Annotated in this window: 12 protein-coding genes and 1 pseudogene; 8 read left to right on the top strand and 5 right to left on the bottom strand. The window is 61.3% G+C overall.

Going from position 1 to position 16072, the window contains the following annotated elements:
- The first annotated feature begins 96 nt into the window (after positions 1-96).
- The 7 genes from AWM79_RS16010 to AWM79_RS15980 all read left to right on the top strand — a co-directional run bounded on the left by AWM79_RS16010 (position 97) and on the right by AWM79_RS15980 (position 6541).
- Complete coding sequence (locus tag AWM79_RS16010; protein WP_017130423.1) at positions 97-342, top strand: DUF2789 domain-containing protein; 246 nt, start codon at positions 97-99, stop codon at positions 340-342.
- A gap of 419 nt (positions 343-761) precedes the next feature.
- Positions 762-1175 (top strand): MarR family winged helix-turn-helix transcriptional regulator, encoded by a 414-nt coding sequence (locus AWM79_RS16005; RefSeq protein WP_039792164.1) that lies wholly within the window; start codon positions 762-764, stop codon positions 1173-1175.
- Entirely contained in the window at positions 1172-3256 is a 2085-nt protein-coding gene (locus AWM79_RS16000) for an FUSC family protein (RefSeq protein WP_026013014.1), read from the top strand. The genes AWM79_RS16005 and AWM79_RS16000 overlap by 4 nt, the downstream gene beginning before the upstream one ends.
- Positions 3253-3462, top strand: a complete 210-nt coding sequence (locus AWM79_RS15995) for a DUF1656 domain-containing protein (protein WP_017130420.1) — start codon at positions 3253-3255, stop codon at positions 3460-3462. Before AWM79_RS16000 ends, AWM79_RS15995 begins: the two co-directional genes overlap by 4 nt.
- The gene (locus AWM79_RS15990; protein WP_060783257.1) at positions 3459-4358 is read left to right on the top strand and encodes an efflux RND transporter periplasmic adaptor subunit; all 900 of its coding nucleotides are present in this window, start codon (positions 3459-3461) and stop codon (positions 4356-4358) included. Before AWM79_RS15995 ends, AWM79_RS15990 begins: the two co-directional genes overlap by 4 nt.
- Positions 4355-5803, top strand: coding sequence for an efflux transporter outer membrane subunit (locus AWM79_RS15985; protein ID WP_017130418.1), 1449 nt, complete (start codon positions 4355-4357; stop codon positions 5801-5803). Before AWM79_RS15990 ends, AWM79_RS15985 begins: the two co-directional genes overlap by 4 nt.
- A gap of 102 nt (positions 5804-5905) precedes the next feature.
- A complete protein-coding gene (locus AWM79_RS15980) occupies positions 5906-6541 on the top strand; it encodes a hypothetical protein (RefSeq protein WP_060783256.1) in 636 nt (211 codons plus the stop codon).
- A 44-nt stretch (positions 6542-6585) separates the two neighbouring features.
- On the opposite strand, the gene AWM79_RS15975 is transcribed toward AWM79_RS15980, so the two are convergent.
- From AWM79_RS15975 to AWM79_RS15960, 4 genes and pseudogenes are all read right to left on the bottom strand, one after another.
- Entirely contained in the window at positions 6586-6855 is a 270-nt protein-coding gene (locus tag AWM79_RS15975) for a PAAR domain-containing protein (RefSeq protein ID WP_017130416.1), read from the bottom strand.
- Positions 6856-6863: 8 nt separating this feature from the next.
- Positions 6864-8540, bottom strand: a complete 1677-nt coding sequence (locus AWM79_RS15970) for a type VI lipase adapter Tla3 domain-containing protein (RefSeq protein WP_060783255.1) — start codon at positions 8538-8540, stop codon at positions 6864-6866.
- Positions 8537-10567 carry a T6SS effector phospholipase Tle3 domain-containing protein gene (locus AWM79_RS15965; RefSeq protein ID WP_060783254.1) on the bottom strand — a complete coding sequence of 677 codons (2031 nt, stop codon included), beginning with the start codon at positions 10565-10567 and terminating at the stop codon, positions 8537-8539. The genes AWM79_RS15970 and AWM79_RS15965 overlap by 4 nt, the downstream gene beginning before the upstream one ends.
- Positions 10564-13211, bottom strand: a pseudogene (locus tag AWM79_RS15960) (type VI secretion system Vgr family protein). The gene AWM79_RS15965 and the pseudogene AWM79_RS15960 overlap by 4 nt, the downstream one beginning before the upstream one ends.
- Positions 13212-13577: 366 nt before the next feature.
- Between AWM79_RS15960 and AWM79_RS15955 the strand changes: the two are divergent.
- A complete protein-coding gene (locus AWM79_RS15955) occupies positions 13578-15089 on the top strand; it encodes a YdgA family protein (RefSeq protein WP_026013012.1) in 1512 nt (503 codons plus the stop codon).
- An 85-nt stretch (positions 15090-15174) separates the two neighbouring features.
- Here AWM79_RS15955 and AWM79_RS15950 read toward each other — a convergent pair whose 3' ends face one another.
- Positions 15175-15894, bottom strand: coding sequence for a response regulator transcription factor (locus AWM79_RS15950; protein ID WP_017130410.1), 720 nt, complete (start codon positions 15892-15894; stop codon positions 15175-15177).
- Between the last annotated feature and the right edge of the window lie 178 nt (positions 15895-16072).

The following is a 16072-nucleotide window of genomic DNA, read 5'->3' as shown; positions in this document are numbered from 1 at the left end:
GTGCGAAGCCTGTCATTGAACCTTTGGCCTGCCCGCGCCCTCCACTGTGGAGGAGCGATCGGATCCCGTCTGTCCATAAGATCACTGGAGCAGCCAATGCAATCACCTACCCATAACCTCCCGTCGTTGTTCAAGCAACTGGGCTTGCCCGATGACTCCGAGAGCATTGAAAAATTTGTCGCCATCCACTCGCCGCTCAAACCGGCATTGCACCTGGCGGATGCGTTTTTCTGGAGCAGGAGCCAGGCGGATTTCCTGCGCAACGAAGTGCTTAAAGATGCGGACTGGGCCGAGGTAGTGGATCAGTTGAATGTGTTGTTGAGGAAGGGGCGCCTGGGCTGAAACAGACTTGCGTATGGGCGGCATGTAAAAAGATGCCGAAAAACCCTGAAATGTAAAAAACGGTGGAAGGACAAAAAAAATCTAGGCTTTAATCGCCCAAGTGAGCTTTTTCTGTGGATATCAAACAGGCACGTTGTCGGTTACGCCTATTTTCGCCAAGCGTTGAGCCTGAAAGCTTTGGCCTTGAAACGCTCGGCAATGATCAAGCCCGTGACGCCAATCCCCCTATCCCCCAAGAGCTAGGCTCAAGCTGACGGCCAGGGCCCCTCTGCGCTTGAGCGAATGGACAGTAGCAGATTGTTTCAAAACTTGACGAAATCTCTATCGATACGCAATATTAATAGTTAGCAAACTAACATTATGTGAATTCTCTCGTGTCCAAGCCTCTCGAACAGCTCCAGCAGAACATCAGCACGGGCATGGTGCTGGCCTCGCGTCATTGGCGGCGGGCTTGCCAGGCCACGCTGGCCAACTATGGCATCTCCGAAGCCTGCGCCATGCCGTTGTTGATCATCGGGCGCATGGGACCGGGGGTACGGCAGGTCACGGTGGCCCAGGTGGCCGGGATGGAAAGCCCGTCGCTGGTACGCCTGCTCGATCAGTTGTGCAATGCCGGCTATGTGCAGCGCACCGAAGACGCCAGTGATCGCCGGGCCAAGACCCTGAGTCTGACTGAGACCGGCCATGGCCTGTTCCATGCCATCGAAAGCCAATTGGTGCGCTTGCGTCGCCAGGTACTGGACGGCATCGCGCCCGCCGACCTGGAAGCGGCACTGCGGGTGATCCGGGCCTTTGAGGCCGCCGGGCGAGTATCGGGAGCGGTCGGCTCTTGAACGGTTTCTGGACAGGCATGCCGCCCGCCCGCGACTGGTTTTACGGTGTGCGTACCTTCGCAGCTTCGATGATCGCGCTGTATATCGCCCTGTTGATGGAGCTGCCGCGCCCCTATTGGGCGATGGCGACCGTGTACATCGTTTCCAGCCCCTTTGTCGGCCCCACCAGCTCCAAGGCGCTGTACCGGGCGGTCGGCACATTCCTCGGTGCCTCGGCAGCAGTGCTGTTGGTGCCGTTGTTGGTGCAGACGCCGTTTTTGCTGGTGGTGGCGGTCGCGCTGTGGACTGGCATCCTGCTGTTTCTCTCGCTGCACCTGCGCACCGCCAATAGCTATGCGTTGATGCTGGCCGGCTACACCATGCCGATGATTGCCCTGCCAGTGGTGGACAATCCGCTGAACGTGTTCGATATCGCTGTGTCGCGGACCGAGGAAATTTTTCTCGGCATCGTCGTCGCCGCGGTGGTCGGCAGCATGTTCTGGCCCCGGCGCCTGGCCCCGGTGTTTATCGAAGCGGTGGCCAATTGGTTCGGCGATGCTTCGACCTACAGTCTGCGATTCCTCGCACGCGATGTGCGGGCCGATGAAATCAGCGGCCTGCGTTCGGCCATGGTGGCGACCTTCAATAGCTTCGAACTGATGATCGGCCAGTTACCTCACGAGGGTGCCCGGCCCCAGACCGTGCGCAACACCCAGGAGTTGCGTGGGCGGATGATTCACCTGCTGCCGGTGGTCGACGCCCTGGACGACGCCCTGTATGCCATGGCGCGGCGCACACCGGAACTGGTGACGCGCTTCGAGCCGTTACTCGTTGCCACCCGCCAATGGCTGGAAAACACCGCACGGGAAGCGTCGGTCGAGCGCTGGCAGGCCCTGCGGGCACAGGTCGAAAGCCTGCAACCGAGTCCGGTCGAGCTGGATGAGCGACGCCAGTTGTTGTTCTCCAACGCCCTCTATCGCCTTGGGGAGTGGATCGATCTGTGGCAGGACCTGCGCAGCCTGCAATATGCCATCCAGTGCGAAAGCCAGGATAACTGGCGCGCGGTCTACCGTCACTGGCGCCTGAGTCGCCTGACACCGTTTCTGGATCGTGGTCTGATGCTGTATTCGGTCGGCTCCACGGTCCTGGCAATCATTGTCGCCTCGGCGCTGTGGATCCTGCTCGGCTGGACCGACGGCGCCAGCGGGGTAATCCTCGCGGCGGTCGCCTGCAGCTTTTTCGCGGCGATGGACGACCCGGCGCCGCAGATCTATCGGTTCTTTTTCTGGACCGCGATGGCGGTGCTCCTGGCCAGCCTTTACCTTTTCGTCGTGCTGCCCAACCTGCACGATTTCCCGATGCTGGTGCTGGCGTTTGCCGTGCCGTTTATCTGCATCGGCACCCTCACCGTGCAGCCGCGTTTCTACCTTGGCACCTTGCTGACCATCGTCAACACCTCATCCTTTATCAGCATCTCGGGAGCCTATGACGCGGACTTCCTGAATTTCACCAACGCCAATCTGGCCGGGCCGTTGGGGCTACTGTTCGCCTTTATCTGGACGCTGGTGGCGCGGCCCTTCGGTGCCGAGCTGGCGGCCAAGCGCCTGACCCGTTTCAGTTGGCGCGATATCGTCCGGCTGACTGAGCCTGCGACCCTGGCCGAGCACCGACACATGGGCGCGCAGATGCTCGATCGGCTGATGCAGCACTTGCCGCGCCTGGCCATGACCGGCCAGGACACCGGTTCGGCACTGCGCGAATTGCGGGTGGCGCTGAATCTGCTCGACCTGTTGGCCTATACCCCGCGTGTACTGGGCGTGGCCAATGGGCTGCTCAGGCAAGTGGTGGAAGAGGTCGGCGCGTACTTTCGTGCCTGCCTCACGGCCCGCGAACGGCTGCCGGCCCCGGCTCCCTTGCTGATGACCCTGGACCGCACGCGCCGAGCCCTTAGTTCCCAAGGCCTGGACGATGGCGAGACTCGCCTGCACCTGCTGCACGCCTTGAGTGGCCTGCGCCTGGCGCTGTTGCCGGGAGTCGAGTTCGTCGACAACGGCGAGCCGCCCGAAAGCGTGCCGTATGGCATCAATGGAGTGCCTCTATGATCGGTGACGTGGATATCAGCGGGGTGTTCCTGCCCACGTTGCTGGTGCTGATGGCGATTACCTACGCGTTGTACCTGGTGGTGCACGGGGTGTTGACGCATTTACATTTCTATCGCCTGGTCTGGCACCGGGCATTGTTCAACGTCGGTCTCTACGCTTTGCTACTGGGCGTTGTGGATTCGCTCAGTCGATACCTGATGATATGAAAAAACCTATCTTGACCATTGGCCGTGTGGTCCTGACCTTGTTGGTGGTGATCTTCGCCTGCCTCGTGGTCTGGCGCATGGTGATGTACTACATGTTTGCGCCCTGGACCCGGGACGGCCATATCCGTGCCGATATCGTGCAAATCGCCCCGGACGTGTCCGGACTGATCCAACAGGTGCAGGTGCGCGACAACCAGCCGGTGGTGCGTGGGCAGGTGCTGTTCAGCATTGACCAGGATCGCTTCAAGCTGGCGCTGCGCCAGGCCCAGGCCGCTGTCGCCGATCGCCGGGAAACCCTGGCCCAGGCCCAGCGCGAAAACAAGCGCAACCGTGGCCTGGGCAATCTGGTGGCGGGTGAGCAACTGGAGGAAAGCCAGTCGAAGGTCGCCCGTGCTGAGTCAGCCCTGGCCGAAGCCCAGGTGGCGGTGGATGCCGCGCAACTGAACCTCGAACGTTCGGTGATCCGCAGCCCGGTGGACGGCTATGTCAACGACCGCGCACCGCGTGAGCAGGAGTTCGTCACGGCGGGCCGCCCGGTGCTGTCGGTGGTGGACAGCGGGTCGTTCCATATCGACGGTTATTTCGAGGAAACCAAGCTGGAGGGTATCCATGTCGGCCAGAGCGTGGATATCCGGGTGATCGGCGACAACGCCCGCCTGCGCGGTCGTGTCGAAAGCATTGTCGCCGGGATCGAGGACCGTGACCGCAGCAGCGGCTCGAATCTGTTGCCCAACGTCAATCCGGCTTTCAGTTGGGTGAGCCTGGCCCAGCGGATTCCCGTGCGGATCGCCTTTGTGGATGTGCCGGAGGACTTCCGTATGATCGCCGGGCGCACGGCGACCGTTTCAATCATTGATGACGCCAAGGACGCAGCGAAAAAAGAGGCCGTGAAATGACCGCGCCGGTGAAAGTCACCGCGCTCGGCCTGGGCCTGCTCCTGTCGGCCTGTTCCATGGTCGGTCCGGATTATCATCTGCCGGGCGATTCGGCTCTGCTGCGTAAGGACCTGCAAGGCGAGATTGCCGGCAGTGGCGACAATGTCGTTTCGGCGCCCGTACCGATGGACTGGTGGCGGCTGTACCAGGACCCGCGCCTGGATGAGTTGGTGCGCCAGGCACTGGCATCCAACACCGACCTGCGTGTAGCGGCGGCGAGCCTGTCGCGCGCCCGTGCCCAGGTCGAAGAGGCCGAAGCCGCTGGCGGTTTCAGTGCCGGGGCGAAGGCGGGGGCGCAGCGTTTGCAGGAGTCCGGCCAAGCCTTCCTGCTGACGGAAAAGGTGCCCGTGGCGAACATCGCCGATATCGCGTTTTCCGCGTCCTATCAGTTCGATCTGTGGGGTACCTTGCAACGCGGTATCGAGGCGGCCAAGGCCAATGCCGATGCGACCCAGGCGGCGGCCGATGTCGCCCGGATCACTCTGGTGGCGGATGTGGTGCGCTCCTACACGCAGATCTGCGCGGCCAACGAGGAGCGCGAGATTGCCCAGCGATCCCTCGACCTGCAAGCCCAGAGCACCGAGTTAACCAAGCGCCTGCGCGACGCCGGACGTGGCGACGAAACCCAAGTCACGCGCTCCCAGACCCAATTCAAATCCTTGCGCGCCGAGTTGCCGCGCTATACGGCGTTGCGCCAGAGTGGGTTGTACCGGTTGTCGATGTTGCTGGGCCAGCCGTTGGATCAACTGCCCGCTGGGGTGGCCGATTGCGCTGCGCTGCCGCATATCGCCCAGTTGCTACCGGTGGGCGATGGCGCCGAGCTGCTCAAGCGCCGTCCGGATATCCGCCAGGCCGAACGTCGGCTGGCGGCGGCCACCGCGAGCATCGGCGTCGCCACCGGCGAGCTGTACCCGAATGTCAGCATCGGTGCGACCATCGGCACCGTGGGGCTGCTAGAGGATCTGGGCGACCCGTCGACCAATCGCTGGGGCTTTGGCCCGGCGATCAGTTGGACCGTGCCGACCAACGGTGCGCGGGCGCGAATCCGTGAGGCCGAGGCCACCACCCAGGGTGTTCTGGCGCATTTCGACGGCGTGGTGCTCAATGCCATCCGCGAGACCCAGACCAGCCTTGCCCAGTACACCGCGCAGCTCGCTCGCCGCGACGCCCTGGCCGATGCCGAGCAGTCGGCCGCGCTCGCGGCGGACCAGACGCATCGCTTCTTCAAGGCCGGTCGCGCCTCGTTCCTCGCCGACCTGCAAGCCACCCGTACCTACACCGATGTGCGTGCTCAACTGGCGTCGGCCAACACCCAGGTGGCGATGGGTCAGATCGATCTGTTCCTGGCGCTGGGCGGTGGTTGGGAAAGCGGACGAACGCCACCTGCGCAGCACGCAAAACCCTGAGTCCGTTGCTATGCTCTGAACTATCGGCTGGCCGTCGTTGGTTCGGGGTTTCGGGTGAATCCTCGCAGGGTCGGTCGGCGTGGCTTGATGGGGATTCTAATAATGAAAAACCCTTATGCTCCCGGTTTTTGGTGTGCGGTGGTGGCCCTGGTGTTGCTTTCGGCCACGTATTTCTACGGCGTGATGCTTGCTCACCAGATCGACAAGGCACTGATCTTCCTCGACAGCGCCAGCGCCCTGATTGCCGTGATGTCCATTGTGGTGGTGGCCTGGGCCAGCTATCAGAGCCAGCAGGTAAAAAAGCGTCAGTTGGTCCAGAGCAAGACCCTGGTCCTGGTCTGGGACACCAAGGTTGCCCTGCGCCGAGTCGAAACCGTGTTCGACCGCTATTTCTGGGGCAGTTACTGGCAACCGGGCCGGACCTTCCAGGAGGTCATGGGCGAGCTGACCGGCACGCGCCTGGAAAAAAGTCTCGAAACCCTCAAGAGCCAATGCCTGAAACTTGATCACGAGGTGGCCCACGAGGAGCGCCATTGGCTGAGCAATGCCCGTGAGCTGGCGGACGTGGCCATTGCCATGGCCCGCGAGCGTTATCAACTGGACGTGTGCGACCCGCGCAACGACTCACCGGACGGCGTGGTGATCAACCGTGATTTCGAGGTGCTGGTCTACACCTGGACGGCGCGGTTGAAGACCTTCGACCATCAACTGGACGAGATGGAGTCGCAGTATTCGTGAGTCGCTGGGTTGTGCTCATAAGTGCTGGCCGTTCGCCGGGGGGATCACTCGACCCTTATCTGTTTGCCGCTACCGGCCAGGGCATGGCAACCGCAGGCCAGGCGATGGCCCTCCATGACCACCTTCTTATTGTTCATGCGCCGTTTGGGGTGGCCTTCGACAAAGGCAAAGGTGCCCTGGTGCAACTCGCAACAGGCTTGATCACCAACGACCGCGATTGGCCTGCCATTGATCCGGTGAGTAGCAGCCAATTGGCATTGGATGACGTTGCCGCCGTTGTTGAGGCTATCGCCCAGGCAGACAGGATGGGTCATTTATCACCTCATGGAGCACCATATTTGAAGGGATCCTTACCGCGCCATTGCGTATTGCGGGCTTTGCTGGTTTCGTCGGGAGGACGCACCATCTGGATGGTCGCGCTGGCGTCGCTACCGGAATAGACCACTGCGCTGATGCCGCCGCTGTGGTAGCTGGCGATGGTGGCGAGGTTGATCTGTACCAGTGCGCTGCTGACGCCGGTATTGCCCAGACGCCGACCGATGTCGTAGCCCTCGTTGACATTGCTCGGGGCCAGGCCCGTGCCGTCGAGGTTCAAGTGGCTCAGCGCCACATGCAGGGCGATGACGCCATCAATATTGTCGGTACTGTCATAGAACACCCGAACCGGTTTTTCACCTTCGGGCAGGGTGGCCAAGGCGCGCTCCCAGCCGGCTTGCAACGCCAGGGCCTGAAGGGCGGGCTTGAGCAATTGGCCGTTTGTATCGGTCATCGGGACCTTGATCGGGCGGTGCAGATAACCGAGCATCGGCGCAGTGTCGAATTCTTTCAATTGGCCCTTGGTCCAGCGGATCGGCAGCCAGGACGAAGCCTGGAAGTGGCCACCCGGACCGTATTGATTGCCGAGTTTGTACTGCAGGGCCGGCAGTTGCGCCTGCCAGTAGGCGGTGGACATGGTGCCAGGGGAATAGTGATCTTCCCTACCTTGTGCCCGCTGGGCCGCTTCGTACCAGTCGTCGAACTGTCTATCACTCGCCCAATAGAAGGCCCACAGCATGCCAAGGCTGCTGGATTTGTCTTGGTTATTGGCTTTTTCATCGAGCGCATAAGGGCGGATATAGCGGTCGACTCGATCCGTGCGACTGACCAGTAAGCCGGTCATGCTTTCGAAGAGTGTGGGGACGTAGTGACCATCGGGCAGGCCGGGCGTACCCCTGGCACGATACAGAGTACGAATATCGTCACCGTCCCGGCTGATGAGTAGTGCCTGTGGTACTGAGGGATTCTCGTCAAAAAAGCTGAACAACCGCTCAATCGTTGCCTGTGCATGCGTGGTGTTGTCTGCCTCTTGCCAGAGGAAAAGCGTCACACCAAGCGTTGCAGCATTCCTGGCCGCTAAAATATTGCCGGCTGCTCCGGTATGTCGTGGTTGTTTGGGTGGACCTAATGCAAATGTCGGTATCGGCCAATAGGCTACCGCCTCTCTAGCAGAATGTCTGGCAGCCGCACGGATATTGATATCGGCGGTGATGCTTCGACTGTGTGCGTTGTCCGGATAGTCCTTGGGGTCTTGCGAGTAGATCGAGACAAAATTGTCGTTCTTTTCCTGAATCAGCCGCCAGATATTCGACTGCTGCCAACCATCCACCGCCAACCCTGCTCCGCGAATCTCCAGGGCGAAGGTCTGTGGATCCTCGACTTTCTCCTGAATTTGTCGGGCCGCATCGAGCAGCGCGTGCCGCTCGTCGTGTTCGGCAACGGTGGTCTTGCCTACCCAAACCACGGCATAGACCAGCGTCATCCCAACGAAAATTACCCCAAGCCCTGCCAGAGAACTTTTCAAAAAAAGGACAGCCTTGACGCTCATGTCGACCACTCCGCTTTGCAGTTCCAAATACCCGCCGGTTGAAAGGAGCCAGATCAACAGCAGGAAATAACCCACCTGGAAATACGGTTTGAGCTGGGGGCGTCTGCCGGGTTTGATTTGCACGGGATCGGTCATGGCCCCGTTCCTTTGTTGTACGGATTCCTGACCAGGGGGGGTGGAGTCAATGGCACCAACTCGACGGGAGGGAACTTACCTTTGTCGTAATACAGGTAATTGGCACGTACCAAATCCCTTGAACTGGTGCTTAGTCGCTGCCAGCCAGGCAATTCGTTGAGTTTGTCCCAGCGTTTTTCATCCATTCTCCAATCCGCAATCGCCACCAACACCTCCCGCATCACCGGATCGTCCAGGCAATGCGCCTGTCCCAATGCCACGTCCATGGCCGTGACCCAGCGGTGGTTTTCCGGGCTGCGCAACACTGCCGAGTGGTAGCTGTTGTCATCCCACTCCGATTCATCGACGTGCATCCGTGCGCGCACTTCATTGGCGGTTTCCTCGCGCTCGATACGGTAGTGATCCTCGCGATTGAGCATGGGGTTGCCCGAGACTGGCGTCTGGCGCACGGCCTGGGTCTGGTTATCCGGTTCGCGGCCCTGGTTCCACTGGGCGCGCACGACGTCGAGATTGACGCGTTGAGGGCTGGTGCCGATTTCGACCCATTTGAATCGCGCTTCGATATTGCCCAGCCCATTGTGCTGTGAAACGGCATCCGGGCGGTCCTTGCCGGGAACGTCCGGCGTGCCCACCCGCGCCTCTGCGCCGAACATCTGTGGCGCATAAGGCGGAAACAACGCCTCGCCATTGATCAGGCGCTTTTCGCCTTCATCCATGCCGGCTTGAGTGAGGACCGACACCCCCCAATTGTGCCCTGCGCTACGGCGCTCATCCTGGCCTCGCAAAGCCAGTGGCCCCGGCGCGGTCCCCAGCAGAATCGGTTGTCCATCGCGCCGGCGTTTGCTCCACAAACGCTGGAAGAAGCGCCGCTCTTTCAGGTGGTTCATCGCCGGGGTGCCATCCGGCAAGGTATCCGGCACGCCAAAGGTGCCCATGCCATTGACGTCCCGTAGCGCCACCGTGGTGTCGTCGTGGCTGAAATACAGATAGACCTTGCCGCGATTGTCCCGCTCGGGGAACACCTGTGTCTGTTGGTCGGTCCCCAGCCGTTGACCTTGTTCGGCTGACCACTTCGGGCCGGTTCGGCCGCCATAGCCCGGTCGCCCACACACGAGCGCGTCGAGCGGCGGTTGTGGGTGGGGGCTTTGCGTAACCTTCTGAACGATGTCGAGCAGGGTCTGCAGGGTCTGGGAATCCTTGGGTGTGCTTGCCGGCAACACCGAGTAGGGCGAGGCGACCATGATCGCGCAGTCGGCACAGCGCTCACCGCGATCGACCAACAGCGCCTGGGCCAGCAGGGTAATCAGCGTGCCCTGGCTATGGCCCATGATGGTGATGGTGTCGTCGGGCGAGACCCTGCGGATTTCCCGGACCAGCATGGCCAGCCGATGCGCGGCCAGCACGAAATAGCGGCGATGGGGCGCCTGGCCCATATAGAGCGTGTTGGGCAGGAACGCCTGGGGCACTGCCCGATACCAATCGGCGAACCCTTGCACATACATATCGGCCAGATTATTGGTGGCATTGGCAAAGAAACCGCCGCCCTTGGCGAAATGCCGGTCGAGCCGATTACCGAAGATGTCTTGGAACTGGGTGCGATAAGTGGCCGGATCGCCGTTTTCATCACGTTTGATTTCATCCGGCGCGGCGCGATAACCCCAATAGAACGGAATGAAAAAGCTACGGGTCCGGGCTTGATCGACGCTACGTTGGTAAAGGTAGGTGTCAGGGTCGTCCAGCACATCCCGTTCTCGATTCAACCATTTTTCCGGCGGCGTGGACTTTGCCCTTGTATAGTCGGCGCCATACACTCCCGGCCATAAATCCGGCCGATCCAGCCGCTCGTTCAATCCCTGGCACAAGCCGCTTTCCACGGCCTGGTAGGCAGCACCGGGATCGTTGACCCCGTGCAGGAAAATCACCACGCCGGGCATGTCGCCGGGAATCTCCAGTTTGCCGTCGGCGGCGCGATTGGGCCTCAGGCGGGTGTTTTTTTGCGCAATGACATAAGGGTCGGAAGCCGTCATGAGTCGTCTCCTTTCGACTGTCCTGCGCTTTGGGGCGGAACCTCGCGACGTGCGCTGAAGGCGGCTTTGCGCATGGCCTCGCGCTCGACGACCGGGGTGCGTCCGGCGGCATCGGTCAGGCCTTTCAATGAGCTGCCGTCGTCCAGTTCGATCGCGTAGGGCTGCTCAGCCGCCGGTCGCGGGCACAAGTCTTGATGGCCGGGGTAGTGAAACACCAGGCGCTGGTCCGCCGAGCTGCCGGCAAAGGTCATTTTTTCGGTGCTTTGGGTTTTCGGCTCCAGCCAGTCGTGGTCACTGGCATGGACGATGGCCTTGCCCGAGGTACCGATCTCCACGCCGCCGCCGATCCTGATGTAGCTACCATCGTCGGCCACCAGGCGGATCGTCGGTGCGCTGATCAGCACCTCGCCTTCGCCAGCGGACACGTGGAAGCTCTTTTGGGCATTGAAAAGAATGTCGTCGTCCTGCGCTTGCACACGCACTTTGCCGCGCTGGGCGATGGCGCTGATGCCGTCGTCCTGGGCGAAGACCGAAATCCCCCGCCCAGCCTGCATCCGCGTGGCACCGCCGCTGCTCAGGTGCAGATGATCCTGGGCGGTGGTGTCGTGGTTCTTCCCGGCGTAATGCACCTGTGACGCAGGCGTGGCGCTGACGATGCCTGCCTCCCCGGTCATGGCCAGCAACGGTTCACCCTGGGCCTGGCTATCGGCTGCCGGCCAGCGATCCAGGGCATTGCGCAAACCTTCCAGTTCGGCGTAGTCGATGGCCGGGGCGCCGCGCTCGCTGGCACTGCGGCCCAGGGACCGGAACAGCTCGGCGCATTGGCTCAACAGGTCGAGCAAGGCTTCGCGTTCCAGTTGATCGTTTTGCGCCCGATGCCCCGCCTGGGTGGTCAGAGCAAGCCTTGGGCTGCGCGCAGGGCAATGGCTGCGTCGGTACGCAACTCGGCGCCCTGGCCCTTGGGTGGGCTGCAGCTCCCCTGCGCCGGGTGAACCAGGCGTCCCAGGTTCAGGGCAGAAGCCTGGTGCGTGCTGACAAGATGTGCCCGCAGTGAGCCGCTGGTATCGTCGAACAGCAATTCGTTATAGCCGCGCCCGGCCTGTTCACGGCTCTTGATCCCCGACAGCAGGCGGCTGCCCGGAAGGCGTTGGACATTGCTGAAGTGGGGCGGCGTCTGCCGGGCGTTGTACAACACCCCTGTGATCACCGGACGGCAAATGTCCCCACCGAGGAAACTCACCAGCACTTCCTGGCCGATGCGCGGCAGGAACTGATGACCGAAACCGGCCCCCGCACTGGGCTGGGCCACTCGCACCCAGGTAGTGTCCCGGGCGTGGCGTTCGTAGTCTGGAACCTGCGCGTCCTGCTCCCGTTGCCAGTGAAAACGGACCTTGACCCGTGCCAACTCGTCGGTGTGAACCTCCTCCACGCCTTCAGGGCCGACGACAATCGCGATCAATGGGCCGCCAATGCGCGGGCGCGGTATCTTGCATTCGGGGCGATAGGCGATCTTCCGGCGAATACAGGTGAAGGTGTTGCTGTAGTTCGCTTGCTGCCCTGGAAGGTAGTCGTTGTGGGCCACATGTTGCACGCTCAACAGCAGGAAGTCGCGACGGTCGAAGGGGTAGTCTTCGGGTGAGTACTCCTGTTGCCGTCCCGGCGGCTCGTAATCATGTCGGCGGTGGCCGGTGAGCCGGAAGCTGTACCCCGGCACCAGCGCCCGGCAATTGCTGGCACCCCGAAAGGTCTTGCCCTGGGCTTTCAAGGCCTGCGCGTGTCTTCGCGCCAGCGGCCTGACGCTGTCATAGCCCTTGTGGCTGTAGTAGCCGGTGAACTCGTAGCGTTCGTAGACGGGCACCTGGCCTTGGCGGATTCCGGTAGGCACAGTCATGACGCAATCACCGTACCCAGGTCGCTTGTAATCGAAGCTGCAAAGCGTGACCGCCGCCGCTTGCAACTGTCGTTCGGCACACCAGTGCGTCACATGATCGCGGGTGTTTGGCCCCGACGGCGGCTGAAAGCCAATGCTCGGTTGCTGCGCCAATGGCTTGAAGTAACTGCTGTCATCGGTGATCACCAGGGTGTGACCTTCGGCACTGTGCTCGAAAAAGAACAGCCAACCTTCCTCCTCGAACAACCGGCGAATGAATTGCTCGTCGGTTTCGTTGAACTGGGTCAGGTAACTATGGGATTGCGGCGGGTTGCCAACGTCGATTCGATAACGGGCCATCCAGGTGTAATGATCGAAGACCAGGCGAGCGACATCGATAACTGTCTGTTCCTGGAAGATCCGCGAGTCTTTGCGCTGGCCAAGCATCCATAGCCAAGAGCTCAGCGTCGCCGAGTAGCGGGCGGCGCCCGCGTCGTGGTCCACGTGGGCGAAGCGGCTGATATGTCCGTGAATCAAGCGCCGATCACCGTCGAACAACTCGATTTCCAGCAGCGCGGGCCGACCGATCAAAGTCTTGAGTTCCAGGTGGTTATCCTGGCTCAGCAGCGACAGCTCGAAACTGAAAGGCTCGCAAATGGCTTCAGTGCCGGTGAAACTCTCGACGAGCAGTTCGCTGCGGAGTTCGACGTCAACCGTGAGCTTGATCAGGCGTTTGTGCTGGGCAGAACACTGACGCGCAAAATCCTTTTGCATGGAAGCCTCCCGACAGGTAATGAGATAAGAAAGCCGAGCGTTTTTTGTAAACGAAGAGCGCAGATCAGAGCATGACCTGATGCGTCGAGCGTATCGGACAAGGACTCAAGGCTCGTGGGATATGTCCTTGTTGCTTGCGGGCTTAAGGGCGGCAGGCGAGTGGCGAATTCGCGGGTGGCCCGGATGTGCCGTAGACGCTGCTCTGTGGGTTTGCGCCTTGCAGCACCACGCAAAAGCCTGAACAGGTGCGTCCGTCTTCGCGCAAATGCTACTCTTCGCCCCTTCGGGCGCCGTCGAGCCGAATCCGACCAAGGGTTCAGGGAAGACCCGCATTTTCAACACAACGGACATTGATCGGGTCAACTCATGAATAAATCAGCAGGTGTACTGTTAGGGCTTGTCGTGGTGGTGGGTGCCTTGAGCACCACTGGCGCTTGGTACACCGGTAATCAGTTGGAAGGGGTGTTGAAGACCTCGATCGAGGAGGCTAACGCTCAATTGAAGACCGCCCTGAGCAGTGGCGGCGGCAATGCCAGCATTGAGCTGGTTTCGTTGGATCGCAACCTGTTCACCAGCACCGCGCATTACCGGGTCAAGCTGCAGAACTTGCAGCTCAGTGAAGAAAACCGCGATGTCGAACTGCTGTTCGTCGACCATATCGAGCACGGGCCATTGCCGTGGTCGCGCCTTAAGGCATTGAAGCTGGCACCGGTCCTGGTCAACAGCAACTACGCGCTGGAGAAGAACGACGTCACCGCCAGGTGGTTCGACGCCGCCAACGGCGCCGCGCCGCTCAAGGGCGTGGTCGCGCTGGGCTACAACCACTCGATCGACGGCAACGTTGAACTGATCCCATTGGACTTCGCGCCGGATGCCGGGAGCTCGGTGAAGTTTTCCGGGCTGAACCTGAACCTGAGCGGCAGCGACCGTGGGGCGAAACTCAAGCTCAACGGCTACATGGACAGCCTGAAGATTGCCGGCCAATCCGCGGAGGATGGTCCGGTATCGGTCGAGTTGGGCGGTCTGACCCTGGTCAGCGACCTGGCCAGGAGCGATTTCGGTTTCTACCTGGGGGGCAACACCCTGGAACTGAGCAACGCCAAGGTGACCTACGGGGTGAAACCGGCGGTGGTGACGATCAAGGACTTCGAGCAGAAGGACGCCCTGGACGCCACCGGCAACATTCTCGCCGGACACCTGGCCTACACCATCGGCGATATCGGTTACAACGGCAAATCGGTGGGCAGCGCGCAAATGAGCCTGGCCGCGAAGAACCTTGATATTCCCGCGGTAAGGTCTCTGACCCAGACCTACCAGGCCCAATTGCAGGCCATGCAGCAGGCTGCGGCGCAGGGCCGAGAAACACCGGCGATGCCGGAACTGACCGCTGAACAGCAACTCAAGGCCCAGGCCGACATCAAGCAACTTCTGGCTGGCAAGCCGCAGATCGCCGTGGAAAACCTGTCGTTCAAGACCGCCAATGGCGAAAGCCGTTTCAACCTGCTGTTGGACCTGACCAATCCGTCGTCCACTCGCTTGCCGCCGCTGGAGTTGGGCAAGCAACTGATCGCGCAACTGGAGGCCAAGTTGTCGCTGTCCAAACCAATGATCGCCGATCTTGCCAGCGTGCAGGCGCAGGTCGATGGCCAGACCGATCCGAAGGTTATCGCCCAGCAAGCCTCGATCACCAGCGAGATGGCCGGCACCCTGGCGGTGTCCACTGAGATGGCGACCCTCGAAGGCACGGATATCGTCTCCAAGCTGCACTACGCCGCGGGCCAGGTGGATTTCAACGGGCAGAAGATGCCGGTGGAAAATTTTATCGTGCTGATGATGTCTAAAATTGGTGGTCTGAGCGGTGCCGAAGCCGCCGAGTAAGACCGTTCTTCGTCGACGCCCGAGCGATTCGCCACAGCGAGCCGCTCGGGCGTTTTGCTGTCTGCTCCCTGGAAGCGACGCGGCCTTACTTGGTCTCTGACAGGACACTTTCCAGGCGATAGCCATAACCGTAGACGGTCTGCAATTGCCAGCCGCGCTCGGCGGTCAGCCCGAGCTTATTGCGCAGGCGATAGATATGGGTATCGAGGGGGCGCGAGGAAAGCACTTCCTCGTGGGGCCAGAAGCGCTCGTAGAGGTACTCGCGCGATAGTGGCCGGCCCAGGTTGGCGAACAGGCAGCGGGCCAGGCGGTATTCGCGTTCTGTCAGGTTGATCGGCTGGCCGCCGCGGCTAACGAGCAGTTCGCCATCGTCGAAGCTCAGGTCATTGAAGGTCACGGTTTGGTCGGCGGCATGACGCTGCACGCCGTGGCGCCGCAGCACCGCGTTGATCCGCGCCTTGAGCTCATTGGCGCGAAACGGCTTGCTGACGTAGTCGTCGGCACCGCTGCTCAGGGCCAGGACAATATCGTTCTCGGCGTCGCGACTGGTGAGCATGATGGCCGGCGGCGGCACCTGCATATGCTCGCGGGTCCAGCGCAGGAGCGCCAGGCCGCTGAGGTCCGGTAACTGCCAGTCGAGGATCAGCAGGTCGAAGGTTTCGCGGCGTAACTGTCGCAACAGGTCTTCGCCGCGCTCGAAGCTGTGCACGGCCCAAGGCGGCTCGCCTGCCTGGGACATTTGCCTCAGGGTCTGTTCGAGCCGGCGCAATTCGGCGGGTTCGTCATCGAGTATGGCGACACGCATGACCTAGTCCTTTCCCCTTGTCTGATGAGCTCGATTCTGCAGGATCGCCGCCAGCGAAATCTGAACAATTCTGGCGAATCCCGCAAGCTTCGGTACTGGCCGGTTAGGCTGATGTCAAATTGCCGGTTCCTGTTGTCCGAGGCTCAAGTTGCCTGGTTGCAGGGTACCGGTTCGCTGG

This window comes from Pseudomonas agarici, from assembly GCF_001543125.1.
Taxonomy (GTDB): domain Bacteria; phylum Pseudomonadota; class Gammaproteobacteria; order Pseudomonadales; family Pseudomonadaceae; genus Aquipseudomonas; species Aquipseudomonas agarici.
The sequence above is the reverse complement of the archived record's forward strand: the minus strand, read 5'-3'. Positions and strand labels throughout refer to the sequence as shown.

Coding starts and splice junctions, on each gene's coding strand:
- AWM79_RS16010 (WP_017130423.1), top strand. CDS start 97: ATGCAATCACCTACCCATAACCTCCCGTCGTTGTTCAAGCAACTGGGC.
- AWM79_RS16005 (WP_039792164.1), top strand. CDS start 762: ATGGTGCTGGCCTCGCGTCATTGGCGGCGGGCTTGCCAGGCCACGCTG.
- AWM79_RS15995 (WP_017130420.1), top strand. CDS start 3,253: ATGATCGGTGACGTGGATATCAGCGGGGTGTTCCTGCCCACGTTGCTG.
- AWM79_RS15990 (WP_060783257.1), top strand. CDS start 3,459: ATGAAAAAACCTATCTTGACCATTGGCCGTGTGGTCCTGACCTTGTTG.
- AWM79_RS15985 (WP_017130418.1), top strand. CDS start 4,355: ATGACCGCGCCGGTGAAAGTCACCGCGCTCGGCCTGGGCCTGCTCCTG.
- AWM79_RS15980 (WP_060783256.1), top strand. CDS start 5,906: ATGAAAAACCCTTATGCTCCCGGTTTTTGGTGTGCGGTGGTGGCCCTG.
- AWM79_RS15975 (WP_017130416.1), bottom strand. CDS start 6,855: ATGACCCATCCTGTCTGCCTGGGCGATAGCCTCAACAACGGCGGCAAC.
- AWM79_RS15970 (WP_060783255.1), bottom strand. CDS start 8,540: ATGACCGATCCCGTGCAAATCAAACCCGGCAGACGCCCCCAGCTCAAA.
- AWM79_RS15965 (WP_060783254.1), bottom strand. CDS start 10,567: ATGACGGCTTCCGACCCTTATGTCATTGCGCAAAAAAACACCCGCCTG.
- AWM79_RS15955 (WP_026013012.1), top strand. CDS start 13,578: ATGAATAAATCAGCAGGTGTACTGTTAGGGCTTGTCGTGGTGGTGGGT.
- AWM79_RS15950 (WP_017130410.1), bottom strand. CDS start 15,894: ATGCGTGTCGCCATACTCGATGACGAACCCGCCGAATTGCGCCGGCTC.